The sequence below is a fragment of the Lentzea sp. NPDC020367 genome (assembly GCF_044387305.1).
GTDB lineage: Bacteria > Actinomycetota > Actinomycetes > Mycobacteriales > Pseudonocardiaceae > Lentzea.
Window position 1 is genome coordinate 864,043 of sequence record NZ_JBIRVV010000003.1, and the last position, 26,984, is coordinate 891,026.

The window sequence follows — 26,984 nt, forward strand, 5'->3', positions numbered from 1 at the left end:
TCCGAACTCGGTTCTTGTGTTGCTCATGGCGCGCACGTCACCTTCACCTGCGAGCCGACCGGCACATCGCCTGTGGGCGCGATGGCGGTGACTCGGCACTTCTTCAAGTCGCCCGGCGGCGTGCCCTGCGCGCTCTGCACCTTGGGTTCAAAGCCTTGATCGATCAGCGCGATGCTGACCTCGTCGCCGGAACGGCCGATGTAGTCGTCCTCGTTGATCCGCTTCGGCGAACTGCCCGGAATCCGGTCGGCGGAGTCGGGCTTCGCCTGACCGTTCGCCGGGGCGTTCGAGTTCGCCGAGCTGGACGTCGTCGGCCTGCCGCCTTGCCCGGTGCTGTCGTTCTGCTTGACGGTGAACTTCCACAGGAGGAACACGCCAAGGATCAGCAGCACTGCCACCAGGAGAGCGACCATAACCCAGACGCCGGTCCGGTTTCTCCCCGGTGGTGTCGGCATGGGAGTGAACGTTCCGGTTTGGTGCACCGGTTGCATTCCGGTTTGGTGCACCGGCTGCATGCCCGTCTGGTGCGCCGGCTGCATCGCCGGATGGGTGTTGGGACGCCCCGGTCCTCCCGGGTGGTGCGCCATCTGCGGTGGAATCTGCAGCGGCTGCGACACCTGGGGCGGAGGTGGTGGCGCCTGCACCTGCACCTGCTGCGGAATCACCGGAGGCATCGTGAACCCGGACGGCGTCGGCAGCGGCTGACCCACCCGCACCGCGCTGACGGCCGCGGCGAACTCTCCGCCGGTCCGGTAGCGCTGCCGCGGGTCCTTCACCAGCGTCGCCTCGATCAACGCCCGCGCACCAGGCGGAACGTCCGGCGGCAACGGCGGCGCGATGTCGCGGATGTGCATCATCGCGACGGTCACCGCGTTGTCCGAAAGAAACGGCCGGTGACCGGCCAGGCACTCGTAGCCACACACTGCCAACGAGTAAACATCGCTCGCCGGTTCGGCCTCGCCCCCAAGTGCCTGCTCGGGAGCGATGTAGTGCGCGGTGCCCATCACCATGCCGGACCGCGTCACGGGTGCCGCGTCCACGGCCTTCGCGATGCCGAAGTCGGTGATCTTCACCTTCCCCGACGGCGTGACCATGATGTTGCCGGGCTTCACGTCGCGGTGCACGAGCCCGCGTTCGTGGGCCGCCTGCAACGCGTTCCCGGTCTGCTCCAGCAGGTCGAGCGTCACCTCGGCGGTCAACCGGCCGCGGGAGATGATCGTCGCGAGCGGTTCGCCCTCGACGAGTTCCATCACCAGGTACGCCGTGTCCTCCGGCCCGTCGGTGACGGACGCGGTCTCGCCGTAGTCGTGCACCGACGCGATGCCGGGGTGGTTCAGCGACGCGGTCATCCGCGCCTCGACGCGGAACCGGTGCAGGAACTCGGGGTCTCCGGAGAGCTCCGCCTTGAGCACCTTCACCGCGACGCGGCGGTCGAGCCGGTCGTCCGCGGCTTCCCAGACCTCGCCCATGCCGCCGACCGCGATCCGCCTGCTCAGGCGGTAGCGGTCGGCGAGGAGCTGGCCCTTGGTCAGCATCAGCGGCCTGCCAGGTACGCGTTCATCACGGCGCGCCCGATCGGGGCCGCGACCTTGCCGCCGGTGGCACCCAGACCGCGGTCGCCACCGTCCTCCACGATGACCGCGATCGCGATCTCCGGCTTCTGCGCCGGCGCGAACGCGATGTACCAGGCGTGCGGGTTGTTCTTCAGCGCGTCGGTGCCGTGCTCGGCGGTACCGGTCTTCGACGCCACCTGCACGTTCTGCAGACGGCCCTCGCCACCGGTGTTGATCTCGGACTGGATCATCATGTCGCGCAGGGCGTTGGCGTTGGCCGTGCTCATCGCGGTGTCGACCTCGTCGGGCGAGGTGTCGTCGATCGACTTCAGGTCCGGGCCGAGGATCTTCGACACCAGGTACGGCTGCATGCGCTTGCCGTTGTTCGCGATCGTCGCCGCCACCACCGCGTTCTCCAGCGGCGTGATCTGCACGTCGCGCTGGCCGATGCCGGTCTGGTAGAGCGACGCGTCGTCGGGGATCGGGCCGAGCGTCGAGGTCTCGACGACCAGCGGCACCGCGAGGTCGGGGTCGTTGAAGCCGAACTTCTCCGCCTGCCTGCGCAGCTTGTTCGCGCCGAGCTGGCCCGCCATCTCACCGAACGCCGTGTTGCACGACTTGGCGAGCGCGGTCTCCATCGGCACCGTCTCGCCGGGGCCGCACGGGGTGCCGTTGAAGTTCGGCAGCTGGGTCTGGCTGCCCGGCAGCGTGATCGATCCCTTGGCGGTGTACTGCGTGTCCTTGTTCTTGCCGTCGGCGAGCGCCGCCGCCGCGACGACGACCTTCAGCGTCGAGCCGGCCGGGTAGAGGGCCTGCGTCGCGCGGTTGACCAGCGGGTCGTTCGAGTCCTTGGCGGTGAGCTGCTTCCACGCCGACGCCTGCTCGTTCACGTCGTGGCTCGCGAGCAGGTTCGGGTCGTAGGACGGCGTGCTCGCCATCGCGAGGATCTCGCCGGTGTCCGGCTTGATCGCGACGACCGAGCCGGTGAAGCCCTTCGCCGTCAGCTGGTCGTACGCGGTCTGCTGCACCTTGGCGTTCAGGGTGAGCTGCACGTTGCCGCCGACCGGGTCACGACCGGTGATCAACGCGGAGACCCGGCGCGCGAACAGCCTGTCGTCCGAGCCGTTGAGGAGGTCGTTCTCGGCGCGCTCCATGCCGGAGGTGCCGTAGGTGACCGAGAGGTAGCCGGTGACCGGTGCGTACACCGGTCCGTTGTTGTAGGTGCGCAGGAACCGGAGACGGTCGCTCGTCTCCTTGACGTCCGCGATCACCGTGCCGTCGGCGACCGTGATCAGACCGCGCTTGCGGGCGTACTCGTCGAGCAGCACCCGGCGGTTGTAGGCGTTCTTGCGCCACTCGTCGGCGTTGATCACCTGCACCCACGTGGCGTTGCCCAGCAGAAGCAGGATCATCACCATCATGGCCATGCCGACGCGGCGGAGCGGTGTGTTCATTTGGGACGCTCCACCATCACAGTGTGCTGGTCGGCGATAGCCGGTTGTTGCGGTTTCGGCTTCGCGACCCGCTGCGGGGCCCTGGCCGCCGCAGAAATTCGCAGTAGCAACGCGACCAGGATGTAGTTCGCGAGAAGGGAAGAACCGCCGTAGGACAGGAACGGCGCGGTGATACCCGTCATCGGGATCAGCTTGGTGATACCGCCGACGACGATGAACACCTGGAAGCAGACCGCGAACGCGAGACCGCCGCCCAGGAGCTTGCCGAAGCTGTCGCGCACGGCGATGGCGCCGCGCAGGCCGCGCAACGCGAAGACCATGTAGACCAGCAGCAACGCCGCGAAGCCGACGAAGCCGAGCTCCTCGCCGATCACGGCGGTGATGAAGTCGGTGTTCGCCTCGGGGATCATCTCCGGACGGCCGGCGCCGAGACCCGCGCCGCCGATGCCGCCGGTCGCGAGAGCGAACAGCGACTGCGAGATCTGGTAGCCACCGCCGACCACGTCGTAGCGCGCGATCGGGTCCTGCCAGTTCGCCACGCGCTGCTGGACGTGCGTGAACAGCTTCCACGCGATGATCGCGCCACCGGAGAACATGCCGAGGCCGAGAACGACCCACGCCGCGCGTTCGGTGGCGATGTAGAGCAGCACGAGCACGATGCCGAAGAACAGCAGCGACGAGCCGAGGTCCTTCTGCAGCACCATGACCGCGACCGTGACGCCCCAGGCCGCGAACAGCGGGCCTAGGTCACGGGCACGGGGCAGGTCCATGCCGAGGAACCGGCGGCCCGCCACGGTGAAGAGGTCCCGCTTCGACACGAGGAACGCGGCGAAGAAGACCATCAGCAGGATCTTGGCGAACTCACCCGGCTGGATGGACAACGGTCCGATGCGCAGCCAGATCTTCGCGCCGTTGATCGTCGGCGCGATGAAACCGGGCAGCACACCGGGAAGCAGCAGCGCGACCAGTCCGACGAGGCCGAACGTGTAGCCGAACCGCGCGAGCATCCGGTGGTCGGGCAGGAACTTCAGCGTGGCCGCGAACAGCAACAACCCGATGCCGGTCCAGATGACCTGCTTGAAGGCCACCGGGTCCCAGGTCGAGCCGTCCGGGAAGACGGTGCCCTCGAGAGCCAGGTCGATCCGGTGGATGACCACCAGGCCGAGCCCGTTGAGCAGCGCGACGCACGGCAGGATCGCCGGGTCGGCGTACGGCGCCCACCTGCGCACGGCGAGGTGGGCACAAGCGAAGAGTCCGAGGTACGCGAGACCGAGGTAGAGGATCCTCAGGCTCAGCGAGCGCTCCTGGTTCAGTTCGACCAGGATGAGAGCGAGCGTCACGAGACCGGCGGCGAACGACAGCATCACCAGTTCGGTGCCGCGTCGCGTCGGCGCCTTCAGGCCTGGCGACGTGTTGGTCGCCGCCGACGCACCTGGTGAACCTTCCCCGGAGGGGACGGGCGAGCCCATCAACTACGGACCCTCCCGGCATTCCACACCCGGCTTTTGCTGGGAGGGGGTGAGCGAAGGCTCGGTGGAACCGGTCTCCGGGTTCGGGGAACCGTTCGCGGGCGGCGTGCTGGACGCACTGCTCGAAGCACTGCTCGAGGTGCTGCTGCTCGGCGTGGACGGCGTCGTCGTGGGCGTCGAGCTGGTCGACGTCGACGAGGTGTCCTTGCACAGCGGCAGCATGTGCTCGGTGCGCAGCAACCGGACCGCGGCGCGGGCGCCGTCGAGGCCGTTGTCGCTGCGGATGCCCGCGGTGATGGTCTTGCGACCGGCTTCCTGCAGGTCCTTCAGCGTGATCGGGGTGCAGCCCGTGGATCCGGGCGGGCAGGAGTCCTCGACCTTGGACGACAGCTTGAAGCCGATGACGCTGCCGTTGAGGCCGCGGAAGATCGCGACCTGGCCGTCCTCGGTGGCGCCGACGTAGTACTGGGTGTTGAGCCACAGCTTGCCGCCGACAGCCACCACCGCGGTCAGCAGGAGCAGCACGAAGATGATCGCGAACGCCTTGATGGCGCTGCGCTTCTTGCGCTTCGGGTCCTGCGGGGGCGGGGGAGGCGCGTCCATGCGTTGCTGCATGGGCGGGCGCTGCTGCGTGATCGTCGCCGCTCGCGAGGCCGCGGAGTCCGGCGGAGGAGTGTGGTCCTCGCTGCCGTCACCGGCCGCGCCGCCGACGATCGGGTAGTCGTCGCCGAAAGCGACGTCCTGGACGTCCGCCACGATGACCGTGACGTTGTCGGGACCGCCGCCCTTGAGCGCGAGCTCGATCATCCGGTCCGCGCAGGCCTGCGGGTCCGGGATGCGGATCGCCTCGTCGAGCGTCTCCAGGCTCACGACACCGGACAGACCGTCCGAGCAGAGCAGGAACCGGTCGCCGGCACGCGCTTCGCGCACCGTGAGGCTGGGCTCGAAGTCGTGCCCGGTGAGGGCGCGCAGCAGCAACGAGCGTTGCGGGTGCGTGGCGGCCTCGTCCGGGGTGATCCGGCCCTCGTCGATCAACGACTGGACGAACGTGTCGTCGTGCGTGATCTGCGCGAAGGAGCCCTCCCTCAGGAGGTACGCGCGCGAGTCGCCGATGTGCACGAGCCCGAGACGGTTGCCCGCGAACAGGATGGCCGTGAGCGTGGTGCCCATGCCCTCCAGGTCCGGGTCGCTCGTCACGAGCTCGGAGATGGCGCCGTTGCCACTCGCGACCGCGTCGCGCAGCTTGCCGAGGAGGTCGTCGCCCGGCTCGTCGTCGTCGACGTGGGCCAGCGAGGCGATGACCACCTTGCTCGCGACCTCACCGGCGGCGTGGCCACCCATGCCGTCGGCTACTGCGAGCAGGCGGGGGCCCGCGTACACGGAGTCCTGGTTGTTGTTGCGAACCAGGCCCCTGTCGCTTCGGGCCGCGTATCGAAGAACCAAGGTCATGAGCGCAGCTCGATCACCGTTTTGCCAATGCGGATCGGGGTGCCGAGAGGTACGCGCAGGGGTGCGGTGACCTTGGCTCGGTCTAGGTAGGTGCCGTTCGTGGAGCCGAGATCCTCCACGTACCAGTCGGTGCCGCGCATGGACAGCCTCGCGTGCCTGGTCGACGCGAAGTCGTCGTCCAGCACGAGAGTGGAGTCGTCAGCACGGCCGATCAGGATCGGCCTGCCGTCGAGTGAGATTCGGGTGCCGGTCAGCGCCCCGTGGGTGACCACGAGTTGCCGAGGCGCCTTGCTTCCCCTCGCCGACTTCTCGGACCTCCGGAAACCGGGCAGACCTGAAGCCCGGAGCCCTGAGGCTGCGTAGAGATCAGAGCGGACCACACGTAGGGCGGCCAGCACAAAGAGCCAGAGGAGCACGAGAAAGCCCGCTCTGGTCAGCTGCATCACCAGCTCTGGCACCGGTTGTAACCGCTCCTGCCTTGAGTTGCTTACCGACGCCCGTGTCGACCTCTAGCCCGCGGTGCGGAAAACCAGCGACGAGTGGCCGATGCGGACGACGTCGCCCTCCGCGAGCTGCCAAGTCTGCACTGGCGTGCCGTTCACCGTGGTGCCGTTGGTCGAACCGAGATCAGCGAGCATCGCATTCTGCCCGTCCCACGAAATTTCCAGGTGGCGCCTGGAGACTCCGGTGTCCGGGAGGCGGAAGTCGGCTTCCTGCCCACGTCCTACGACGTTTCCACCCTGCTTCAGGTTGTACGTGCGGTTGGAACCGTCGTCGAGGTGCAACGTCGCGTTGAGCTGACGGTTGGCGCCCTGGGTCGCCGGCGGGGCGTATCCGCCCTGGTTGTAGCCCTGGTCGTAGCCGCCCTGCTGGCCGTAGCCCTGCTGCTGGCCGTAACCCTGGTCATAACCGCCGGCCGGCTGCTGGCCGTAACCCTGGTCGTAACCGCCGCCGCCCTGCTGGCCGCCGCCGGCGTAACCCTGGTCGTAGCCCTGCTGGCCGTAGCCCTGCTGCTGGCCATAACCCTGGTCCTGGCCGTAGCCCTGCTGGCCACCGCCTGCGTAACCCTGGTCGTAGCCCTGCTGCTGCTGGCCGTAACCCTGGTCCTGGCCATAGCCCTGCTGCTGGCCGTAACCCTGGTCGTAGCCCTGCTGGCCATAGCCCTGCTGCTGGCCGTAGCCCTGGTCTTGTCCTTGCTGGCCGTAACCCTGCTGCTGGCCATAACCCTGCTGGTCATAGCCCTGCTGCTGCTGGTCGTAGCCCTGCTGGCCGTAGCCGCCCTGACCATAAGGGTCCTGGCCGGGCTGGCCCTGTCCTTGTCCGTAGCCGGGTGGCTGGCTCATGGATCGGTCTCCTGCGGTGCGAGGTGGTGCTGACCGTCGGCTGGCCGCTTTCACGTCGGGGTCGACGGACGAGCTGGTTCGGAACTGTCCGGTGTGCAGCGCCTCGGAGCGCTCCAGGGAGACTACGACGTCACCATAGGTATCCCATCCGGACTCGGCCAGGTGCTCTCGCAGGCCCTCTGCGAGAAGCTGTGTGATGCGTAGTTCATCCTGCTCGTCGCCCGCAAGACGTTCGTGGTCCTGAGGTCCGAGGAGCACCTTGTAGTGGTTGGGGGCTAGCAGTCTGCCACCCGCGAGCTCGCGGATGTTGCTGTCACCCTCCCGTTGCAGTGCCTGTGCCACCTCTTGGGGCACAACGCTGCCGCCGAACACGCGCGCGAAGGTGTTGCCGACGAGACCTTCGAGCTTGCGCTCGAAGCGTTGCAGGCCCATGTCGACTCCTTCCGCTCGGCCGGGCTCCTGTACCGATCGTATCCGGGTACGACCGCTCCTACAGGGGGCGATTAGGAACCTGGTTTGGGCGCGTGCTAGTGTTTCCAACGTCTCCAGGGGCAAGTGGCGGAATGGCAGACGCGCACGGTTCAGGTCCGTGTGTCCGAAAGGACGTGGGGGTTCAACTCCCCCCTTGCCCATAGAAAAGACAGATGGAACCCTCCTCGCGGAATCGCGAGGGGGGTTCTTTCGTTGGAACGGCAGTATCGGATTCCTTGATCCAACAGGTGATGTCTGTCACTCGTTCGGGGGTCGGCATGTGGGCGATAGCGGCGGCGGATTTCGGTGCGGAGCTCGAGCTGGTCGAGGTTCCGGAGCCGGTGGCGGGCCCGAACGAGTTGAAGGTGCGGTTGTTCGCGGCGAGCGTGAACCCCTTCGACCGCAAAGTCGTGAACGGGATGCTCCGGAGTTCCGCGCCTCATCAGTTCCCGTTGGTTCCCGGAACTGATGGTGCGGGTGAGGTGGAAGGTTCCGGAGAGAGGATTTTCGGCACGTTCTTCCACCGTCCCGTCGGCGCCGGAACATACGCCGAGTACGTCACAGTTCCGGCCGGGAACGCGTTGGCTCCGTTGCCGGACGACATGGATCCCGCCGTCGCCGCCGCATTGCCGACCGCGGGAATGACCGCTTTGCAGTTGGTCGAGTCGCTCGGGACCGCGGAATCCGTGTTGATCGTCGGTGCTTCCGGTGGGGTGGGGTCGTTCGCGGTCCAGATCGCCCGTGCGGCGGGCAAGCGGGTCATCCCGATCGGCCGCGGCGACTCCCTCGTCGAGGCCGACGCCCTGATCGACCTCGTCAGCGCCGACCGTTCGTCGTTCGAGGCGAACGCGCGCTATGCGCCGCTGGCCTTCAACACCAACTACGTTTCCGCAGATCAGGCGCAGAACTTCGGCATGAAGGGCTCGCGCGAAACGTTGGTGCGCCTGGCGTCGATGGTGCAGGCGGGGGACCTGGAAGTACCGATCGCCCGGCGCGTGCCGTTGCGCGAGGCGACCGATGTTTTCGCAGGTCACAAGCCTGGCAAGACCGTGATCATCATGTAGGTGGTCGTTCTGGCGCGGTGAACGGTCGACGGACGGTGACCGGTACCGCTGACCGGCTTTTTGCCCCCACGCCTGGCGCACACACCCTGAGCAGGTCTTTTGGTGCGTCCATACGGATTAACGTCACCCAGACGGCAGCACCGTAGGACCGAACTCTCCTCGCCACTCCTCGACCGGTCACCGACCGGTCGGCGCCGTCGATCGCAGGGGGTCCTGTGGCCTGGGGGCGGGCCGCGCGCTTACTGCTAATTCTTTATCCAGAGCACGAGTCGAAACGCGGCGGATCTCCCGCCGCGGGTGACGAGGAGGCACTGGCGTGAGCAGCACCCCAGCAAGGATCGCGGCACTCGACAGCTCGAGCGGTCTGTCGACCACCCCGGTCCCGGTTCCGGAACTGCCCGCGTCCGTCGAGGAGTTGGCAGCCGCTGCGGCGATCCGCCTCGGCTGGCACGGCGTGGTTCTCCCCGAAATGGTCCTGATGGGCCGCAAGGTCGTCGTCGTGGCCGAACTCCTGGCCGATGCCCACGCCGAGCGCGTGTGCGTGGGTGCGGGCCCTGAGGCCGACAAGACCACCGTCTCCACGTGGGTGTGGCCGGAGATGGAAGGCCGCGTCCCGCCGGCCGCCGTGCGCATCGTCGGCGTCCTGGCCGTCGCCCGCCACTGGCGCACCGCGCTGGCCTCCGCCGTCCCCTTCGCCCGCTACGGCAACGCCGCGGTCGTCCTCCCGGAGTCGGTCGCGTTCTCGCACGACTACCTCGCGAACTGCCTGCCGCGCGTCCGCCGCTACGGCGTCTCCGTCCTGCTGGCCGACGACGAGAAGGACCTCTCGGTCGACGTGTCCGGCCGCCAGGAGAACGTGCCCTCCGAGGACACCGCCATCACCCGCTGGGTCAACGAACTGGTCTACGAGCAGGTGCTCGCCACCGCGTCCTGATCCGCCGAGTCGTGCTGGCCACGCCTCACTGATCTACGGTCGGGTCATGCGAGTAGTAATAGCCGGCGGACACGGGCAGATCGCGCTGCTTCTCGAGCAGCAGCTGGCCACCCGTGGAGACGCCGCCACCGCGCTGGTCCGGAACCCCGATCATTTTGGTGACGTGCAGGAAGCCGGAGCCGTTCCGGTGTTGTGCGACCTGGAGTCCGCTGATCTGGACTCGGTCGCCGCGTATTTGAACGGTGCTGACGCGGCTGTGTTCGCCGCTGGAGCTGGTGCCGGATCTGGTGCCGCCCGCAAGGACACCGTGGACTACGGGGCCGCTGCGCTCTTCGCTTCTGCTGCTGTGGAGGCTGGGGTGCGGCGGTTTGTCCAGGTTTCCACCGTGGGGATTGAGGCTGCTGACTCGCCTTCGGTGGATCCTGAGTTCGCGGTGTATCTCAAGGCCAAGAAGTTGGCCGAGGATGATTTGAAGGCTCGGGATCTGGATTGGACGATCCTGCGGCCTGGGCCGTTGGTTGACGATCCGGCTACTGGGCTGGTCACGTTGGCTGCGCCTCGGTTGCCTCGGGCTTCTGTTACCCGGGCTGATGTTGCTGCTGTGTTGGCGGAGTTGCTCGGGGCGCCTGGGACTGTTGGGAAGACGCTTGAGTTGGTCAACGGGGAAACTCCCGTTGCTGAGGCTGTTCGGGCTGTTCTCTGATCTTGTCGGACCCTCTGAGTACGTTGTGATGTAGGGGTTCCCAGATCGGGGGGACCCCTGCGTCAGCGTGCGCGTTCTTGCGATCCGCGACCTTGCGGGTGGGTCACCTTGCGGGCGGCCGGGTTGCGTTGCGTGCTTCCCCTGGGGGCTCTGCCCCCAGACCCCCGGCAATCTGATCGGGGGGTCCGCGCCACTCGCGGGTTGATGGCACGCCTGTTGCGTTGGGCGGCTGCCTGTTGCGTAGATGTGTGCGTTGGCGGTGGGGTCCCGTCACGAGCCGAGCCAAGAGCGGGCCACATGTGAAGAGGAGGGTCAAGTCGACGAAAAGCGTGTCGACTTGACCCTCCTCTTCACATGCAGCAAGAGCTGTGGCGCGACTCGTGACGGGACCCCACCGCCCAGCCCGCTTGGTAAAGACGGCTCGCCTTCGGCTTCGCGGGTGGCTGGTTGTTAGCCGAGTACGCGGTCCAGGTAGGCGTTGGTGAACGTCCTGCCCGGATCGACCTCGTCCCGTACCCGTAGGAAGTCGTCGAAGTGCGGGTACAGCGGGCGGAGCTCGGTTGCGGTGAGGTCGTGCATCTTGCCCCAGTGTGGGCGGCCGCCTACCGACGCCGCGATGCTTGCGTACGCGTCGAAGAACGCCTTGTACTGCATGCCTAGTGCCTGGTGCATTGAGATGTATGCGGTGTCTCGGCCGTTTGCCGTGGAGAGCCAGATGTCGTCTGCCTGGGCGATGCGTACTTCGCACGGGACGATGAGGTGGTCGCGTTCGCCCAGTTTGTTCGCTACGGCGCGGAGTTCGCCGATCACGTCCATCAGGGTTTCGCGGGGGATGGAGAACTCGGTCTCCACGAAGCGGACTCGTCTTGGGGTCACGAAGACGTTGTGCGAGTAGTCCGAATAGGACCGTTCGGAGATCAGCGAGCCGCAGAGTTCGTTGAGGCGCTTGGTGTAGCGCGGGAAGGTCTTGGCCACCTTGGTCACCGCGCCGAACGCTGCGTTCTCCATCACCTCGTACTCCCAGGCCTGCCTGAGCTTGGAGAGTGGGCGGGCGGGGTCGGTGATCCTGTTGTTGCGCTTGAGGATCACTCGGTCTGAGTGGGTGAACCAGTGGAACTCGACGTGGTCCTCGATGGCGCAGAGGTCGTCGAACTGTTCTAGAACGGCGTCCAGGCGGCCTGGGGATTCCTGGGCTTGCAGTACGAACGATGGGACGCACTGGAGAGTTAGCGTGCTGATGATGCCTAGTGCGCCCAGGCCTACCCGTGCTGCGTTGAAGAGGTCTGGGCGTTCGGTGCGGTTGCAGGTCACCACCGAGCCGTCGGCCAGGACCAGTTCGAGTTCCACGATTGCGGTGGCTAGTACGCCCAGTTTGCCGCCGGTGCCGTGGGTTGAGGTGGAGACTGCGCCGGCGACTGTTTGGGCGTCGATGTCGCCCAGGTTCGGCATTGCCAGGCCCAGGCGGTGCAGGTCGGCGTTGAAGGCCCAGAGGGGAGTGCCGGAGCGGACTGTTACCAGGCCCGTTTCCGCGTCCGCGCGTACGATTCCCGTCCATCGGTCCAGGTCGAGTGCTACTTCTGGCGCTACGGCGATGTCGTTGAACGAGTGGCCGCTGCCTCGCGCTCGTACGCGGGAGGCGGAGAGGACCGCCGTGGCGATCTCGTCCGTGCTGGACGGACGGACGACGCGCGTAGGCGTGCACGAAGCCGTTTTAGCCCAGTTCGTCCACACGCGAACCTCCACGAGAGAGTGTGACCTGCGAGTAACGTAAGTGAAAGCTCTTCACGTTTCAAGGGTTCAGCACGTACCGTCAGAGCATGCGCAGAACTCGACTCGATGCCGCGACGAAGGATCTGGATCCTCCGTTCGCGATCGTCGACCTGGATGCCTTCGACCACAACGCGGCGGACCTCGCCCGTCGCGCTGCCGGTCATCCGATCCGGGTGGCGAGCAAGTCGATCCGGGTGCGCGACCTGGTGAGCCGGGCGCTCGAACGGCCCGGTTACGCCGGGGTCATGTGCTACTCGCTGGCCGAGGCGCTGTGGTTGTCGGAGCAGAACGTCAGCGAGGACCTCCTCGTGGCGTATCCGACTACGGACCGCGCGTCGTTGCAGAAGCTCGCGGCCAACGAAACCGCACGTCAGCGCGTCACGATCATGGTCGACTCGGTCGAGCACCTCGACTTCGTCGACGCTGCCATCGGGCCGCACGCCGACATCCGGGTCTGCCTGGAGCTGGACGTGTCGTGGCGGCCGTTGCCGGGCGTGCACATCGGGCCGCGCCGGTCGTCGATCCACACGCCGCTGCAGGCCAAGGCGCTGGCCGGCAAGATCACCCAACGCGCGGGCTTCAAGCTGGTCGGCGTCATGGCGTACGAAGGGCAGATCGCCGGGCTCGGCGACAACCCGCCCGGTCAGCCGCTGCGGGCGCTCGGGATCCGGTTCATCCAGTCCAAGTCCGGGCCCGAGCTGATCCAGCGCAGGACTGCCGTGGTCAGTGCGGTTCGGCAGGTCGCCGACCTGGAGTTCGTCAACGGTGGTGGCACCGGAAGTCTGGAACTGACCGGGTCCGACCCGTCGGTCACCGAGCTCGCGGCCGGGTCCGGGCTCTTCGGGCCGACCCTGTTCGACGGGTACCAGGGCTTCAAGCCGGAACCCGCCGCGCTGTTCGCGTTGTCGGTGGTGCGCAAGCCGACCAAGCGGGTCGCCACGCTCTTCGTCGGCGGTTACATCGCGTCCGGCACGCCGACGCCCGACCGCCAGCCGTCGCCGTACCTGCCTGAAGGGCTGAAGACGCTCGGCCTCGAAGGCGCGGGCGAGGTGCAGACGCCGGTCACCGGCAAGGCGGCGGAGCAGCTGAAGATCGGCGACCGCGTCTGGATGCGGCACGCCAAGGCCGGCGAGCTGTTCGAGCGGTTCGACGAGGTGCACCTGGTGCACGGTGACCGCATCGAGCGCACCGTGCCCACGTACCGCGGCGAGCGCCGCAACTTCGGCTAGGCCGGCAGGCGCGACGACAGGTAGCCCCTGACCAGTGCCTTGGCCTCGATCAGGATCGCCTGGTCGCCGTTCGGGTTGTTGCGGAAGGCCATCTTCAGCACGGCGTCGGCGGCCTCGACGGCGATCGCGATCGGCAGGCCCACCTCGCCGAACGGGATGCTGAACTTGCCCGAGATCAGCTCCGAGATCTTGTCGGAGATGACGGCGTTGTTGTCGCGGCGGTCGTCGAGCAGGCGCATGTCCACGACGTCACCGAAGTGCAGCTTCCCGAACGCGGGGATCTCGCGGTGCATCGTCACGTAGACGTCGAACACCGTGTCCACGGCGTCCCACCAGTGCTCGAGTGTCGCCTGCTCGAGCCGTTCGGTGATGCCCTGGGAGAACTTGTCGACGTTGCGCAGCGTCAGTGCCTGCACGACGGCTCTCTTGTCTGGGAAGAACTGGTAGAGCGAGCCGACGGCCACTCCCGCTCTCTCCGCGATCAACGTCGTGGTCACGCCGTCGTAGCCCACCTCGTCGATGAGAGTCGCGCACGCCTCGAGCATGCGCTCGACTCTCTTGGCGCTGCGCTGCTGGACGGGCTGACGGCGAAGCGGGGTGGTGCTCGTCACGGCGACTCCCAGTAGTTCGGGTACTTCCATCTTGCCTGTTGTACGGCTCTTTCACTTCCCTGAACCTGTCAACACGCCTACGATCCGAACAAGTTTCACATTTGGAGGATCGATGAGCGACTTCCTTTGGGGAGTGTCGACGTCCGCGTTCCAGATCGAGGGCGCGTTCACCGCCGGCGGCCGTGGCCCCTCCGTGTGGGACGACTTCTCTCCAGTACACGAGAACCAGGACGCTTCCGTTGCGTGCGACCACTACAACCGGTGGCGCGAGGACGTTGCGCTCATGGCGCAGCTCGGCGTGAACGCGTATCGGTTCTCGATCGCGTGGCCGCGCATCCAGCCGTCCGGCAAGGGACCTGTCAACACCGAGGGACTCGACTTCTACGACCGCCTGGTCGACGCGCTCGTCGATATCGATATCGCCCCCGTGGTGACTTTGTACCACTGGGACACGCCCATGGAGCTGGAAGCGGAGGGCGGATGGCTGAACCGGGACATCGCCGACCGGTTCGCCGACTACACGGCGCTGGTCGCGGACCGGCTCGCCGACCGCGTGAAGCTGTGGATCCCGATCAACGAACCCGCGATGGTGACGTTGCAGGGCTATGCGATCGGTGAACACGCTCCCGGCAAGACGCTGCTTTTCGACGCGTTGCCGACCGCCCACCACCTGAATCTCGCTCACGGCCGTGCGGTCGACGTGCTCCGTTCGTACAACGCGCAAGCGGTTGGCACGGCGAACAACCACACGCCGGCCTGGCCGGTTGGGCCGAATGACGTAGCAGCCGCCGAGGCCTACAGCGAAATTCACAACTGGATCTACGCGGATCCCATGTTGTCGGGCCGATATCCCGACGCAGTCGCCGACCTTCTGCCTATCGCCGATGGTGACCTGGCCACGATCCACCAGCCGCTCGACTTCTACGGCGTGAACTACTACAACCCGACGCGGCTCAGGGCGCCGTCCGAGGGCAACCCGCTGCCGTTCGAACTGGCGGAGATCGACGAGTACCCGCTCACCGGCTTCGGCTGGCCGATCGTTCCGGCAGGGCTGACCGAGATGATCAACGCACTGCGTGAGCGACACCCCGGCCTGCCGCCGGTGCACGTGACCGAGAGCGGTTGCAGCTTCCCCGACGAGATCGCGGACGCCGACCGGATCTCCTACCTCGACGGACACCTCAAAGCCGCGCAGGCAGCGGACGTCTCCGGGTACTTCGTGTGGTCGCTGCTCGACAACTTCGAGTGGGAAGCCGGATATTCACAGCGGTTCGGCCTGGTCCAGGTCGACTACGAGACGCAGCGACGCACGCCGCGCGACTCGTTCCACTGGTACAGAAAGGTGATCAGCGGTGAGTGAAGCCCTCGCTGAGCCGGTGGTGCGGGTTCGCCGCGGCTGGATGGCCTGGTTGTTCTGCGCGAACCTCGGGTTGTGGCTGGCGGTCTACGCGCCGATCCAGGTGCTGCTGCCGCAACAGGCCGAGCTGCTGAACAAGGCGAACAAGGAGCTGGTGTTCGGCATCGTCACCGGCTTCGGCGGCCTGGTGTCGCTGCTGGTCGTGCCGTTGATCGGGTTCCTGTCCGACCGCACGACCTCGCGGTTCGGCCGCCGCCACCCGTGGACGCTGGCCGGCGCTGTCGTCGGTGCCATCGGCCTGGCCGTGCTCGCCAACGCGCCGTCGGTGGTCGTGATGACCATCGGCTGGTGCCTCGTGCAGGCCGGCATCGGCGGAATGCTCGCCGCGCTGACCTCGGCCGTGCCCGACCGGGTGCCGGTCGAGCAACGGGCCCAGGTCGGCGGGCTCATCGGGATCAGCCAGATGCTCGGCACCGTGCTGGGCGCGGTCGTGGTGACGCTGCTGGTCAGCGGACTTCAGGCGGGCTATCTGGCGTGCGCGGTCATCGTGCTGGCCGGCGCCATCTTCTTCGTCCTGCGCACACCCGACACGCAGCTCATCACGAAGCCCGTGCGGCCGACGTTCTGGATCTCGCCGAAGCAGCACCCCGACTTCGCGTGGGCGTGGGGCGGGCACCTGATGATCAACCTCGGCAACGCCTTCGGCACGCTCTACCTCCTCTACTTCCTCGGCGACGTGGTGCACCACGAGTCGCCGGAGGACGGTCTGCTGGTGCTCATGGCGCTGTACGGGGTGGCGCTCGCCGCAGGAGCAGTGCTGTTCGGCGCACGGAGTGATCGTTCTGGTCGCCGAAAGCCGTATGTGTACGGCGCCGCGGCCGTGATGGCCCTGGCGGCGTTGATCCTGGTGATCTGGCCTACCTGGACCGCCGTGCTGATCGCCTCTCCGCTGCTCGGCGTCGGCTTCGGCACGTACTGGGCCGTCGCGATCGCGCTGCTCACCCAGGTGCTGCCGGCCGCGTCCGACCGGGCCAAGGACCTGGGCGTGCTCAACGTGGCCAACGCGTTACCGCAGGTCATCGCCCCCTTGCTGACCGCGTTGATCCTCGCCAACCTGGGCGGTTACCGCGGTCTGTTCGCGGTCTCCGCGCTGGCGACGACGCTGGCCGCGGTGTTGATGAGTCGAGTGCGATCGGTGGTCTGATGCAGCTGTCGGGCAAGAAAGTTCTGGTCACGGGGGCGTCCCAGGGAATCGGCGCGGAGGCGGCGTTCCGGTTCGCCGCTCACGGCGCTCATGTCCACCTTGTGGCCCGGAGCGCCGAACTGCTCGATCTACAGGTCAAACGGATCACCGAGTTCGGCGGCTCGGCGACCGCTCATCCGGCGGATCTGGCGGACGCCGAGCAGATTCGCGCACTCGCGGAAGACGTGCCGACGCCGGATGTGCTGGTCAACAACGCGGGTGTCGGGCGATGGCTCTTCCTCGACGACACGTCGGCGGACGAGCTGGTCACCATGACCGCCGTGCCGTACCTGGCGGCGTTGCTGCTGACCAGGGAGTACCTGGGCGCCATGCGTTCCAGGGGTTCCGGCTGGATCGTCAACGTGAACTCGCCGGTGTCCCGCCTGCCGATTCCCGGCTGCGTCGGCTACCAGTCGTCGCGCTGGGCGCTGCGCGGGCTGACCGCGTCACTGCGCCTCGACCTGCGCGGAACCGGCGTCGGGATCAGCGAAGTGGTGCCGGGCAAGGTTTCCAGCGAGTACTTCAACAACAACCCCGGTGCGGAAGAACGAATCCCGGCCATCGCCCGGCTGATGATCCCCACGGTCACGCCGGAGCAGTGCGCGAAGGCGATCGTGGACGCGGTGGAGAAGGAACGTGCCGAGCACCTGTTCCCGTGGCAGCTCAAGGCGTTCGAACTCTCCGGCCGGCTGTTTCCCGGCCTGACCTCGTACCTGGCCTGGAAGACGGGCACGCACCGCTAGAAGGGCATGAAAACGGCCCCTATCTGCGCGGGAGGTGCAGACAGGGGCCGTGGTTGGTGACCGCGGACCAGTAACGGTCGGGGAGGGAAGGTGCACGTCACCGGCCCGCGGGAATCTGTGGAGTTGTAAAGCTGACCGGGGCCCGCGATGTAGCGGTCGGGGGTTCGCACATCGCGGGCCACCGGTCAGTAGGCGGTTTGCAGACCTGGTCGTGTCGGGGGGACGCCAGGTCAGTCGCAAACGCCCGTTAGTGGGCTCGAGCCACCGCGCGGCGGGACCGGGTGACAGGAGGAGTCACCGGGGCCTCGCGCAGATGGCGAGCCGGGCGCGGGGCGAGTCCGCCCGCAACCAGGTGTTCGTACGCGGCGCGCCACACCGAGCAAGGTGACTTCTGCTGGCGCCAACGGCCGGAACATTCAGGGCAGTTGCCCTTCTCGTCCGGCTCGTGCGCTGCCAGAAGTGCACGCCATCCCTCGGTCAGCCGAGGGAGCTCGGATCGAGCCACCGACAGGAGGGACGGGGCGTCAGCGCGGCTCGCCAGCTCTGTGAGCAGGTCGAGGCGTTCCCACACAGCGTTGCGAAGAACCTGTCCGAGGATCGCGTCCATCGAAACGTCACCGTCACCTTTCCGCCTGGTCGGCGGCTTCGCGTAGCGCAGCCCTGAGCTGTACGAGCTGGTCGTGGGACAAGACTGCCGTCTCCCCGGGAGGGCCTACCAGGACCACTTGGCCCTGAACGACCTTCACGGTGAGCTGGCGGTCCCGGTCGACCACGTCGCCGCAGCTGATCTGCCACGTCCGACGTTGCCCGGTCATGCCGCGCCATGTGGATTCGGTGTCACCCGTCTCCACAATGGAGGTGGAGCCTGAGGAGGAGCTGTCCACTATTAGGTCGTTCCTCTCCGTGCTCACTCGCTTACCGGAATCTAGATTGCGATGATTCATGCCGGAACGGGACGTCACAGCGCCCACCGGTGGAAGTCTTACGGTGAGCGGTAAGCGGTGTTCGGTAGAGCCGATCAGCTCCGCCGAAGAGGACTTCTCGGGCTCGGGGACCTGCCCCTAGTCTGCCGATGACGCCCAACGGACTGTGAGGGTGCGCGATGAACACCATGAGTTCCCAGGGCTCTCCGATCCCCACCGAGGTGTGGGACCACCAGGAGATGCGGGACGCACTTGCCCGACGAGAGATCAGCTCGGTCTACCGGCTGCTCCGAAGGCACGGCGTGTCCCAGCGCCAGATCGCGGCGCTCACTGGGCAGTCGCAGTCCGAAGTCTCGGAGATTCTCAAGGGACGCCAGGTGATGGCGTACGACGTCCTGACGAGGATCGCCATCGGCTTGGGTGTCCCACGTGGATACATGGGTCTCGCCTATGACGAGACAACGGCAGTAAGGGTGGCCGCAGCTGCGGACTCACCCCATCCGGAGGAGGAAGAGTCGGTGAAGCGTCGGAAGTTCCTCGCGCACGCCGCCGCCGTGACAGTGGGCGCGGCCGTGTTCGGAGCGGACTCCGGGTCGTGGGTTTCACACCCCACACAGACTCCGGCTCCGGGACGCATCGGCATGACGGACGTGCGGCAGGTCGAAGCGGCCACCCGTGCTCTGCGTGCCCTCGACTACCAGTACGGCGGCGGCTCCTGCCGTGACGCCGTGGTCGCCCAGCTGTCCTGGGGACAGCAGATGCTCGGCGCGAGCTCCACGGACATCGTTCGCCAGCGGCTCTTCGTGGCCCTGGCAGACCTGCACAACCTCGCCGGCTGGACGTCGTTCGACACGGGCCTGATGGACTCGGCCCGCAACCACTTCGGCCAGGCGCTCGACCTCGCGAAGCAGGGCGAGAACGAGGCCCTGATGGCGAACATCCTGTACCGCATGGGCCGCGTCTACTTGCACCAGAACGCCCCGGACGACGCGCTGAAGGTGTTCCAGCTGGGGCAGCTGGCCGCGCAGAACTCCGGTTCCGAACTGGCGGTGGGCATCCTGTGCGCGAACGAGGCCTGGGCCTACGCGAAGATGGGTTCCGACGAGCAGGCGCTCAAGCTGCTCGGCCGCGCGCGTGACGAGTTCTCCCGCGCGGACGTCGTCGAAGCACCCGCCTGGGCGCGGTTCTTCAACGAGATCGACCTCTCGTCGATGATCGGTACCGTGCACACGGAACTCGCGCAGTCCGTGGACGTCAAGTACGCCCGCACCGCGATTCCCTACCTCTCGAAGGCGATCAACAGCTTCGGCGACGACATGGCCCGCAGCCGGTCGTTCAACCTCACCTCGATGTCGATCAACCACCTCATCCAGGGCGACGTCGACCACGGCGCCAAGGTCGGTGGCCAGGCCGTCGACCTGTCCGAAGGCCTGAAGTCGGTCCGCACGAAGCAGCGCATGGAGCCGCTTCGCCAGGAGGCCGAGAAGCGCCGCAACAACCCCGAGGCCCGTGAACTGGCCGAGCGCGTCGCACGCTTCACCGGAGCTGACAGCGCCGCCTAGTGGCAATCTCGTTTGGGTCCTATAGCACCACGATCGGATGGCGTGGGACACGAACCGGTAACGCCAGGACCTTCGCACACGAATGCAGCATCGACGGGCGAGAAATCCACGCCTAAGGTGCGGCAGGTCGGGGCGAAGGACGAGGTGCGGCGCGTGAGCCTTACTCGGAGGTGGCGTTCCAGGAGAGCGCTGCGGTCCGCGCAGTTGCTCGACGAGGTGGTGGACACCCAGCTACCGCTGCTGGCGGGCTTTGACGAGGAGCGACGGCGACGATCCGCCGACTACCTCGCCGAGCTCGTGGCGCTGGCTCAGGACTACCGCTACTACGCCAACGGCTGGATCGACAGCCGTGAGCTGGACCGCCGCGGTCAGCGGACGATGAACCGGCTGGCGCGAATGCGGGAAGAATCTTCAGCCCGACTGATCACCGACTAGTCCGTTCGTGCGCAGCTCGTCGCGCCGATCGGACCACTCGCCGAGTCCGGTCGAAGTTGTGGATGTTTCACGTTGAACATTTGCCTCACCAGGGCACAGTCCCGGCGTCGTCGAAGAGACCGCCGGTGGGGCCGTCGTCGGGCAGCGTGGCCAGCCTGATCGCCGCCTTGGCGCCGTCCGCGGGTGTGCTGGTCCCCTGGAAACCGTTGAGGTCGGTCGCCACGTAACCGGGGCAGACGGCGTTGACCTTGATGTTCGTGAGCTCCTTCGCGTACTGGACGGTCAGCGCGTTCAGGAACGTCTTCGCCGGCGTGTAGGTCCCGTTGACCTCGCCGAACTCCACTTCAGGGTTGGTCTGCAGCGTCAGCGACGCCAGGTGGCTCGACTGGTTGACGATCCGCGGCCGTGCGGAACGGGCCAGCAGCGGCAGCATCGCGTTGGTGACCCGGACGACGCCGATCACGTTGGTCTCCAGCACCTCCCGCAGGCTTTCCGGTGTGGCGGCGGACGGCGCCGCGGGCCACGCTCCGGCGATCGCCGCGTTGTTGACCAGCACGTCGAGGCGGCCGAACCGTTCCTCGAGCAGTGCCACCGCTGCCTGGACGCTCTCGTCGTCGGTCACGTCCAACGGCACGAAGAACGCGTCGACGCCGTTCGCGCGCAGTTTCGCCGCGGCCTCCTCGCCACGCTGCGCATCCCTCGCGCCGACTCCGACGGTCATCCCGAGGCCCGCCGCGATCTCGTAGCCGATTCCCTTGTTCGCGCCGGTGACCAGCGCAATCGTCTGTTCGCTCATGCATTTGATCGTGGTCGGCGGCGTCGTCAGAACCAACATCACTTCGGTCTGGCACCGATACCCGGCGGATATCGATACGGTGGCGGGGTGGAGACCAGAGAGCTCCGGTACTTCGTCGCGGTGGCGGAAGAACTGCACTTCGGCCGCGCCGCCGACCGTCTCGGCATCGCTCAGCCACCGCTCTCCCGGACGATCGCTCAGCTCGAACACCGGCTCGGCGTCGCGCTGCTGACCCGCACCAGTCGCAAGGTCTCGCTCACCGACGCCGGCGCGGTGCTGCTCGCGGAGGCCAGGGCGATCCTCGGGGCGGTCGCCGCGGCGGAGAGGCGCACCCGCAACGTCGAAGGCCTGCGCTGGTGCTGGCCGCCAAGGCGGGTGGCTCCAGCGAACTGCTGGCGAAACTGCTCGACGCCTACGCCGCCGAACCCGGTGCGGTCGCCGTCGACCTGCTGTTGTGCGAGGCCCACACCCGGCAGCCGCTGCTCGACGGGCGGGCGGACGTGGCGATCATGCACGAGCCGTACGACTCGACCGCCGGACTCGACGTCGAGCCGCTGCGCACCGAGAGCCAGTTCGCGATCCTCGCGAGCTCGCACCCGCTGGCCGGCGCCGGTCGGTTGCGGATGGCCGACGTCATCGACCTGCCGGAACTCGCGCGCTGGCCGGAGCCCGACGGCAGCTACCTCCCCGGTCCCGGCATGGAGGTGCACAACCTGACGCAGCTGTTCCAGATGATCGCGCTCGGCCGTGCGGTCGCGGTCATGCCGGAGGTCGTCCGCTCCGGCCTGCTCGAGGGCCTGGCCGCGGTACCCGTGGTGGACGCGCAGAAGGTGACGACGGTGATCGCGTGGCCGCCGCACAGCAGGTCGCGTGCGGTCGCCGACCTGGTCAGGGTCGCGACCGGGTTCAGCTGACCGGGGCGCGGCTCAGGATCACGGCGAGGCCGAACGCGACGCCCATGATGGTCACCTCCAGGATCGCCCACTGCACGATCGCGGTGACCTTGTGCTGGGAGATCTTCGGCAGCAACCGCCACCGGATGTGCGCGCCGAGCAGCGCGATCAGTCCCGCGCACACGGCCTTGCCCAGGAACAGCAGGCCGTAGCCGGTCGTGAACAGCGACTGCGGGAACGGCACGATCGGGTTGAGGATCAGCTCCAGCAACCCGTTGAACAGGCCGGTGACCGCGACGACGACCAGGCTGACGGTCGCGATCTTCGAGAACCTCGGCAGCGCGATCGCCAGCAGCCCCTTGCGGTAGGCGACCAGCGCCATCAACGCGCCGAGCCCGCCGGTCCACGCGGCGGCGCCCAGCACGTGCAGCTCCATGGAGACCATCGAGTAGTCGTGGTACTTCCAGTTGGAGGCGTGCCCGGTCACCGGGATCGGCAGCAGCCCGAACATCGAGACGAGAATCCGCAGCTCAGCGGGTACGGACTCGCCGCCGCGCACGGCCATCACGCCGATGATCAGGTAGACGAACGCGCAGGAGGCGCTGAACAGCAGGCCCTTCCCGGCGCCCACGTTCGCGATGTAGTCGACGGCGTTGCCGATGCTGACGTCGCTGCCCGGCCGCAGTTCAGCGGCCTGCAGGACGATCGCCATCAGCGCGGCGACCACCCAGACGGCGGCGGCGATGACCGCGGCCGGCCGGGCGAGACGCATGACCGGTTCGGTGTGCGTGGGCCGGTCGAAGCCGAGCAGCTTCGGCAGGATCGACAGCCCGACGACGATCGTCGCCGAGATGTCGAGCAACACCCGTGTGACCGGCAGGCCGTACCGGACCGCCGCCCCGGCGTCGACGACCCCGGCGACCACGACGGGTGGTGCCAGCACGAGGCCGAGCGCGATGCCTCCGAGTGCGCCGAACACGAGTCCGGCGAGCACGCGGTAGTGGGTGGGGGCGGCGGTCCGGACGTCGCTCATGCCTTCGCGCCTCCGCCACCGCGCAGCGCGAAGAACACGCCACCGCCGAGCAGCACCACGGCGCCGACGATCCACACCCAGATGGGCAGGCCGTCGCTCGAACCCGAGTCGCCGGTCGCGGCGTCGTTCGTCGCGGCGGTGGGCGTGCCGGTGCCGTCCTTCGTGAGCGTGAACGTCAGCTCACCGGAGACGGGGTGCCCGTCCGCGGACAGGATGCGGTAGCCGATCTTGTACTCGCCGGCCTTGCCCAGGGCGTTGACCTTCGCGGAGACCGCGGTGTCCTTGATCGTCGGGTCGCCCGCGACCTCGTAGTGGCCGCCGTTCGCGTCGACGACCGAGATGGCGTTGATGCCCTGGCCACCCTGCACGTCCTGGTCGAACGTCAGCGTGACGGTCGACGGGCCGACCTCCAGCGAGGTCTTGTCCTTCGGGTCACTGCCGATCAACGCGTTGTGCGCCGCCGCGGGGGCGGCCGTGGCGAGCACGGCCGCACCAGCGAACAGGAACGCGATCAGAGCGCGCTTCATGCCTTGCGCCTCGAACGGAGGATCGCGCCGACACCGAAGCCCAGGCCGAGCGCACCGACGGCCAGGCCGGCGCCACCGAGGTAGCGGGCGGTCTTGTCGGAACCGGCAGCGGACGCCTCGTGCGTCTCGGTGCTGTTGGCGGCCGGGGTCGTGCCGTGGCCGTGGTCGTCACCGGCGGCGGCCTTCGGGGCGAGCTTCAGCGCGGGCGCCGGGTGCTCCGGCTCCTTGCCGTCCGCACCGGCGGCCTGGGCCCAGTCCACGACCTCGCCGTTCTCGTAGGTCTGCTTGGTCGGGAGCTCGAGCTTGTCCTTGCCCTCCGGCAGCGTGCCGATGGCGACGAAGAACTCCTGGTACTCGTTGACGTTGATCTTCGCACCGGGCTCGGCGGTCCAGGTGATCGTCTTGAACGCCTCGGTGACCTCCTTGCCGGCGAGCGTCACGGGCTTGTCGAGCTTGCCCTTGACGACCTCGGCCTTCCAGCCGGCCAGCGGCTTGGTGCGCACCGACGTGAGCGGGGTGTCCTGCGGCAGGGTCACCTCGATCTTGGTGGTGCCGGCGTTGTCGCGCTCGTTCGGGACGCGGAACGCGAAGGTGGCGCGGCCGCCCTGGGTGAACTCGGCCGGCTGGGCGCTGACGTGCGCCGATGCGATGGTCGGGGTGCCGAGCACGGCGAATCCGGCAACGGCGACAACGGCGAGCGTGCGCACACCAAATCGATTTGTAGACATGAAGTTGTGGCTCCTGATGCCAAAGGGGTCTGCAGAGGGATACGGATGATCAGGAGTCACAGGGCGGGCCGCGCCGCCCATTCGCACGCGAAATCTCCAGGTGGTGAGCGTTCTGGAGGTACGGCGTGCGGGGGAACGTCCGCATCGGCGTGCTGACCGGCAGCGGCGTGAGCCTGCGGGGGATCAGGCGGGTGACGGCGGCGAACAGCCTGAACAGGGCGTTCTCGGCGTGGAACAGCAACAGCCCGGTCAGTGTCGCGGCCACGAGGTGCGCCACGAACATCTGGCCGGTCAGCGTGTTGGTGTGCTCGTGGTTGACCCAGGTCAGCAGCAGGTGCTGGGCGAGCTGGGCCGTGCCGAGCCCGGCGATGACCGAGAGCCGTCCGGTGCGCTTGTCGGCCAGTGAGGCTGCCGCGAACGCGATCAGCGCCACCAGTGGCAAGGCGTGGATGAACTCGGAGATCTCGCCGCCGCCCAGCCCGTGGGCGGTGATGGTGAGCGCGGCAGACGTCAGCGCGAGTGCGGCACCGCGAAGGGTGCGCAACTCACTCGTCCGGGTGCTCACGAGGGTTGAGGGTAATCGGAGGAGTTTGCCCCGGTCTATGAGTGGGTATCTAGGGCCGCATGACCGTTCAATGCGACAAGCCGGGCCGTACCGACCGGGTTGTGTTCGGCGTTGCCGCAGGTCTCACGCTTGCGTTCGTGACCTGGGGAATCGTCGGTACCGAGAGTTTGGCGTCTGCCTCGAAGGCGGCGCTCGGCTGGATCATCCAGCATCTGGGATGGGCCTTCGTGCTCTCCGCCACCGGCTTCGTGGTCTTCGCGCTGTGGCTCGCGTTCAGCCGTTACGGCAAGATCCCGCTCGGTCAGGACGACGAGAAACCCGAGTTCAAGACCGTGTCCTGGGTCGCGATGATGTTCAGCGCGGGCATGGGCATCGGCCTGATGTTCTACGGCGTCAACGAGCCGCTGACGCACTTCGTGAAGCCGCCGCCCGGTTCCGACGGAGATCCGTTGGAGACCGCGATGGCGACCACGCTCTTCCACTGGACGCTGCATCCGTGGGCGATCTACGCCATCGTCGGCATCGCGATCGCCTACAGCAGCTTCCGCCGGGGACGGTCCTCGCTGATCAGCTCGGCCTTCGCCCCCCTGCTGGGCAGGCGGGCCGCCAGCGGCTGGGGTCGTGCGATCGACGTCATGGCGATCTTCGCGACTCTCTTCGGCTCGGCCGCCTCCCTCGGTCTCGGCGCCCTGCAGATCGGGAGCGGGCTGGAGGCGGCCGGCTGGGCCGGTCAGGTCGGCAAGGGCGTGCTGGTCGCGATCATCGCGATCCTGACCGTCGCGTTCGTCGCGTCCGCCGTCTCGGGTGTCTCGAAGGGCATCCAGTGGCTGTCGAACATCAACATGGTGCTGGCCGTGACGCTGGCGCTGTTCCTGTTCGTCGTCGGACCGACCGTGTTCATCCTGAACCTGCTGCCCACGGCCCTCGGTGACTACTTCCGCGAGCTCGCGACGATGGCCGGCCGCACCGCTGCCTCCGGTGGCGACGCGACCGAGACCTGGCTGTCCGGCTGGACGATCTTCTACTGGGCGTGGTGGATCTCGTGGACGCCGTTCGTCGGCATGTTCATCGCGCGCATCTCGCGTGGCCGCACGATCAAGCAGTTCGTCGCCGGCGTGATCCTGGTGCCGTCCGCGGTGTCGCTGGTGTGGTTCGCGATCCTGGGTGGCACGGCCATCTTCGAACAGCGCAACGGCGTCGACCTCGCCGGTCAGTCCACTCCGGAATCGCAGTTGTTCTCGCTGCTGGACCAGTTCCCGCTCGCCGCCGTCGCCGGCGTCGTCGTGATGCTCCTGGTGGCGATCTTCTTCGTGTCCGGCGCCGACGCCGCGTCGATCGTGATGGGAACGCTCTCGCAGGAGGGCACCATCCGGCCGACGAAGCCCGTGGTGATCTTCTGGGGTGTGGTGACCGGTGCCGTCGCCGCCGTGATGCTGCTGGTCGGCGGGTCCGATGCGCTGACAGGGCTGCAGAACCTGACGATCATCGCGGCGCTGCCGTTCATGGTCGTCATGATCGGGCTCTGCGTCTCGCTGGCCAAGGACCTGCGCTCCGACCCGATGATCAGGCGTGAGGAACGGGTCGCCGAGGTGATGGAGGAGGTCACCGCGCACCTCGACCCCGGTCAGGTGGTCGAGGAGGCGGCGGTCAAGGCCGTGGCCGAGGTGACCGGCAGGAAACCGGACGTCAGCGCACGTTCAGGCGCCTGAGCAACTCCTGCTCCAGCATCTCCAGATCAGTTCCGACGGCCCGGTGCGCCGCTTTGCGCCGGGCCGTCGGCATGCGCTCGGAGGCGCGCACCGCGGCGAGGAGCTGAGCAAGGCGCGACTCGGTCTTCGAAACCCAATCGGAATCAGTCGCCCGCAATGTCTCCAACGACTCGGAGAAGCCGACAATTCGCGCGTGCAGCCGGGCGCCGTAACCGGAGTACTTACCGATGTCCGCGACGTCGATACCGAGCCGGCGCGCCCGATAGCGGTCGTACTGCTCGCTCAAAACCCCAGCTCCGCGGGCGATCACCGGGGCCAGCACCGGAATGAGCGCGGGCGCCACCACCTTCGCGACACCGACCAGGCTCTTGGCCCTGCTGGGCGTGAAGCCGGCCTTCGCTTTGCGCGCCATTCGGGTAC

Annotated in this window: 26 protein-coding genes, 1 tRNA gene and 1 pseudogene; 12 read left to right on the top strand and 16 right to left on the bottom strand. The window is 67.5% G+C overall.

The window, feature by feature from the left end:
• Nucleotides 1-23 precede the first annotated feature (23 nt).
• Genes ACH413_RS16550 through ACH413_RS16575 form a run of 6 tightly spaced genes read right to left on the bottom strand, consistent with a single transcriptional unit; the run spans nucleotide 24 to nucleotide 7,700 of the window.
• A complete protein-coding gene (locus ACH413_RS16550) occupies nucleotides 24-1,535 on the bottom strand; it encodes a serine/threonine-protein kinase (protein WP_360047563.1) in 1,512 nt (503 codons plus the stop codon).
• Nucleotides 1,535-3,007 (bottom strand): penicillin-binding protein 2, encoded by a 1,473-nt coding sequence (locus ACH413_RS16555; RefSeq protein ID WP_360047565.1) that lies wholly within the window; start codon nucleotides 3,005-3,007, stop codon nucleotides 1,535-1,537. Before ACH413_RS16555 ends, ACH413_RS16550 begins: the two co-directional genes overlap by 1 nt.
• Nucleotides 3,004-4,476: an FtsW/RodA/SpoVE family cell cycle protein gene (locus ACH413_RS16560; protein ID WP_330271757.1), complete on the bottom strand. Its 1,473-nt coding sequence runs from the start codon at nucleotides 4,474-4,476 to the stop codon at nucleotides 3,004-3,006. The genes ACH413_RS16555 and ACH413_RS16560 overlap by 4 nt, the downstream gene beginning before the upstream one ends.
• 3 nt (nucleotides 4,477-4,479) lie before the next feature.
• Entirely contained in the window at nucleotides 4,480-5,925 is a 1,446-nt protein-coding gene (locus ACH413_RS16565; protein ID WP_360047566.1) for a PP2C family serine/threonine-protein phosphatase, read from the bottom strand.
• Complete coding sequence (locus tag ACH413_RS16570; protein ID WP_030465595.1) at nucleotides 5,922-6,383, bottom strand: FHA domain-containing protein; 462 nt, start codon at nucleotides 6,381-6,383, stop codon at nucleotides 5,922-5,924. Before ACH413_RS16570 ends, ACH413_RS16565 begins: the two co-directional genes overlap by 4 nt.
• A 51-nt stretch (nucleotides 6,384-6,434) precedes the next feature.
• Nucleotides 6,435-7,700: a DUF3662 and FHA domain-containing protein gene (locus tag ACH413_RS16575; RefSeq protein WP_360047567.1), complete on the bottom strand. Its 1,266-nt coding sequence runs from the start codon at nucleotides 7,698-7,700 to the stop codon at nucleotides 6,435-6,437.
• Between the two features lie 117 nt (nucleotides 7,701-7,817).
• Here ACH413_RS16575 and ACH413_RS16580 point away from each other — a divergent pair.
• The 4 genes from ACH413_RS16580 (at nucleotide 7,818) to ACH413_RS16595 (ending at nucleotide 10,440) form a co-directional block, all read left to right on the top strand.
• A tRNA-Leu gene (locus tag ACH413_RS16580) sits at nucleotides 7,818-7,900 on the top strand.
• Nucleotides 7,901-7,912: 12 nt separating this feature from the next.
• Nucleotides 7,913-8,803, top strand: a complete 891-nt coding sequence (locus tag ACH413_RS16585; RefSeq protein WP_360047569.1) for an NADP-dependent oxidoreductase — start codon at nucleotides 7,913-7,915, stop codon at nucleotides 8,801-8,803.
• Nucleotides 8,804-9,119: 316 nt separating this feature from the next.
• Nucleotides 9,120-9,737, top strand: coding sequence for a hypothetical protein (locus ACH413_RS16590; protein ID WP_360047570.1), 618 nt, complete (start codon nucleotides 9,120-9,122; stop codon nucleotides 9,735-9,737).
• Between the two features lie 46 nt (nucleotides 9,738-9,783).
• Nucleotides 9,784-10,440, top strand: coding sequence for an NAD(P)H-binding protein (locus ACH413_RS16595; protein WP_360047572.1), 657 nt, complete (start codon nucleotides 9,784-9,786; stop codon nucleotides 10,438-10,440).
• A 450-nt stretch (nucleotides 10,441-10,890) separates the two neighbouring features.
• Here ACH413_RS16595 and ACH413_RS16600 read toward each other — a convergent pair whose 3' ends face one another.
• Nucleotides 10,891-12,171 carry a D-arabinono-1,4-lactone oxidase gene (locus tag ACH413_RS16600; protein WP_360047095.1) on the bottom strand — a complete coding sequence of 427 codons (1,281 nt, stop codon included), beginning with the start codon at nucleotides 12,169-12,171 and terminating at the stop codon, nucleotides 10,891-10,893.
• Between the two features lie 86 nt (nucleotides 12,172-12,257).
• On the opposite strand from ACH413_RS16600, the gene ACH413_RS16605 reads away from it, so the two are divergent.
• A complete protein-coding gene (locus ACH413_RS16605; protein WP_360047096.1) occupies nucleotides 12,258-13,439 on the top strand; it encodes an amino acid deaminase/aldolase in 1,182 nt (393 codons plus the stop codon).
• Here ACH413_RS16605 and ACH413_RS16610 read toward each other — a convergent pair.
• Nucleotides 13,436-14,080, bottom strand: coding sequence for a TetR family transcriptional regulator (locus ACH413_RS16610; protein ID WP_396425002.1), 645 nt, complete (start codon nucleotides 14,078-14,080; stop codon nucleotides 13,436-13,438). The genes ACH413_RS16605 and ACH413_RS16610 overlap by 4 nt on opposite strands.
• Nucleotides 14,081-14,162: 82 nt before the next feature.
• On the opposite strand from ACH413_RS16610, the gene ACH413_RS16615 reads away from it, so the two are divergent.
• The 3 genes from ACH413_RS16615 to ACH413_RS16625 are packed head-to-tail and all read left to right on the top strand — an operon-like array spanning nucleotide 14,163 to nucleotide 17,393.
• Nucleotides 14,163-15,410: a GH1 family beta-glucosidase gene (locus tag ACH413_RS16615; RefSeq protein ID WP_360047098.1), complete on the top strand. Its 1,248-nt coding sequence runs from the start codon at nucleotides 14,163-14,165 to the stop codon at nucleotides 15,408-15,410.
• A gap of 40 nt (nucleotides 15,411-15,450) precedes the next feature.
• A complete protein-coding gene (locus tag ACH413_RS16620) occupies nucleotides 15,451-16,611 on the top strand; it encodes an MFS transporter (RefSeq protein WP_360047194.1) in 1,161 nt (386 codons plus the stop codon).
• A complete protein-coding gene (locus ACH413_RS16625; protein ID WP_360047099.1) occupies nucleotides 16,611-17,393 on the top strand; it encodes an SDR family NAD(P)-dependent oxidoreductase in 783 nt (260 codons plus the stop codon). Before ACH413_RS16620 ends, ACH413_RS16625 begins: the two co-directional genes overlap by 1 nt.
• Nucleotides 17,394-17,640: 247 nt before the next feature.
• Here the strand turns inward: ACH413_RS16625 and ACH413_RS16630 are convergent, their stop codons facing one another.
• Together ACH413_RS16630 and ACH413_RS16635 are read right to left on the bottom strand one after the other, a co-directional pair.
• Nucleotides 17,641-18,000 (bottom strand): hypothetical protein, encoded by a 360-nt coding sequence (locus ACH413_RS16630; RefSeq protein ID WP_030480258.1) that lies wholly within the window; start codon nucleotides 17,998-18,000, stop codon nucleotides 17,641-17,643.
• Nucleotides 18,001-18,013: 13 nt separating this feature from the next.
• Entirely contained in the window at nucleotides 18,014-18,304 is a 291-nt protein-coding gene (locus ACH413_RS16635) for a hypothetical protein (protein ID WP_307790106.1), read from the bottom strand.
• A gap of 191 nt (nucleotides 18,305-18,495) precedes the next feature.
• On the opposite strand from ACH413_RS16635, the gene ACH413_RS16640 reads away from it, so the two are divergent.
• Both ACH413_RS16640 and ACH413_RS16645 read left to right on the top strand, forming a co-directional pair.
• On the top strand, nucleotides 18,496-19,878 hold the full coding sequence (locus tag ACH413_RS16640; RefSeq protein ID WP_319976323.1) for a helix-turn-helix transcriptional regulator: 1,383 nt from the start codon (nucleotides 18,496-18,498) through the stop codon (nucleotides 19,876-19,878).
• 153 nt (nucleotides 19,879-20,031) lie between these two features.
• A complete protein-coding gene (locus tag ACH413_RS16645) occupies nucleotides 20,032-20,313 on the top strand; it encodes a hypothetical protein (RefSeq protein WP_093596166.1) in 282 nt (93 codons plus the stop codon).
• A gap of 85 nt (nucleotides 20,314-20,398) precedes the next feature.
• On the opposite strand, the gene ACH413_RS16650 is transcribed toward ACH413_RS16645, so the two are convergent.
• Nucleotides 20,399-21,109 carry an SDR family oxidoreductase gene (locus tag ACH413_RS16650; RefSeq protein ID WP_360047100.1) on the bottom strand — a complete coding sequence of 237 codons (711 nt, stop codon included), beginning with the start codon at nucleotides 21,107-21,109 and terminating at the stop codon, nucleotides 20,399-20,401.
• Between the two features lie 87 nt (nucleotides 21,110-21,196).
• On the opposite strand from ACH413_RS16650, the pseudogene ACH413_RS16655 reads away from it, so the two are divergent.
• Nucleotides 21,197-22,023: pseudogene (locus ACH413_RS16655) on the top strand (LysR family transcriptional regulator).
• Here ACH413_RS16655 and ACH413_RS16660 read toward each other — a convergent pair.
• The 4 genes from ACH413_RS16660 to ACH413_RS16675 are packed head-to-tail and all read right to left on the bottom strand — an operon-like array spanning nucleotide 22,016 to nucleotide 24,855.
• A complete protein-coding gene (locus ACH413_RS16660; protein WP_360047101.1) occupies nucleotides 22,016-23,035 on the bottom strand; it encodes a CopD family protein in 1,020 nt (339 codons plus the stop codon). The pseudogene ACH413_RS16655 and the gene ACH413_RS16660 overlap by 8 nt on opposite strands.
• Nucleotides 23,032-23,562, bottom strand: a complete 531-nt coding sequence (locus ACH413_RS16665; RefSeq protein WP_360047102.1) for a copper resistance CopC family protein — start codon at nucleotides 23,560-23,562, stop codon at nucleotides 23,032-23,034. The genes ACH413_RS16660 and ACH413_RS16665 overlap by 4 nt, the downstream gene beginning before the upstream one ends.
• The gene (locus tag ACH413_RS16670) at nucleotides 23,559-24,290 is read right to left on the bottom strand and encodes a YcnI family protein (protein ID WP_360047103.1); all 732 of its coding nucleotides are present in this window, start codon (nucleotides 24,288-24,290) and stop codon (nucleotides 23,559-23,561) included. The genes ACH413_RS16665 and ACH413_RS16670 overlap by 4 nt, the downstream gene beginning before the upstream one ends.
• Nucleotides 24,291-24,339: 49 nt before the next feature.
• Nucleotides 24,340-24,855 carry a hypothetical protein gene (locus ACH413_RS16675; RefSeq protein WP_360047104.1) on the bottom strand — a complete coding sequence of 172 codons (516 nt, stop codon included), beginning with the start codon at nucleotides 24,853-24,855 and terminating at the stop codon, nucleotides 24,340-24,342.
• Nucleotides 24,856-24,914: 59 nt separating this feature from the next.
• On the opposite strand from ACH413_RS16675, the gene ACH413_RS16680 reads away from it, so the two are divergent.
• On the top strand, nucleotides 24,915-26,564 hold the full coding sequence (locus ACH413_RS16680) for a BCCT family transporter (RefSeq protein ID WP_360047105.1): 1,650 nt from the start codon (nucleotides 24,915-24,917) through the stop codon (nucleotides 26,562-26,564).
• Here the strand turns inward: ACH413_RS16680 and ACH413_RS16685 are convergent.
• The gene (locus ACH413_RS16685) at nucleotides 26,542-26,976 is read right to left on the bottom strand and encodes a DUF6474 family protein (protein ID WP_360047106.1); all 435 of its coding nucleotides are present in this window, start codon (nucleotides 26,974-26,976) and stop codon (nucleotides 26,542-26,544) included. The genes ACH413_RS16680 and ACH413_RS16685 overlap by 23 nt on opposite strands.
• Nucleotides 26,977-26,984 lie beyond the last annotated feature (8 nt).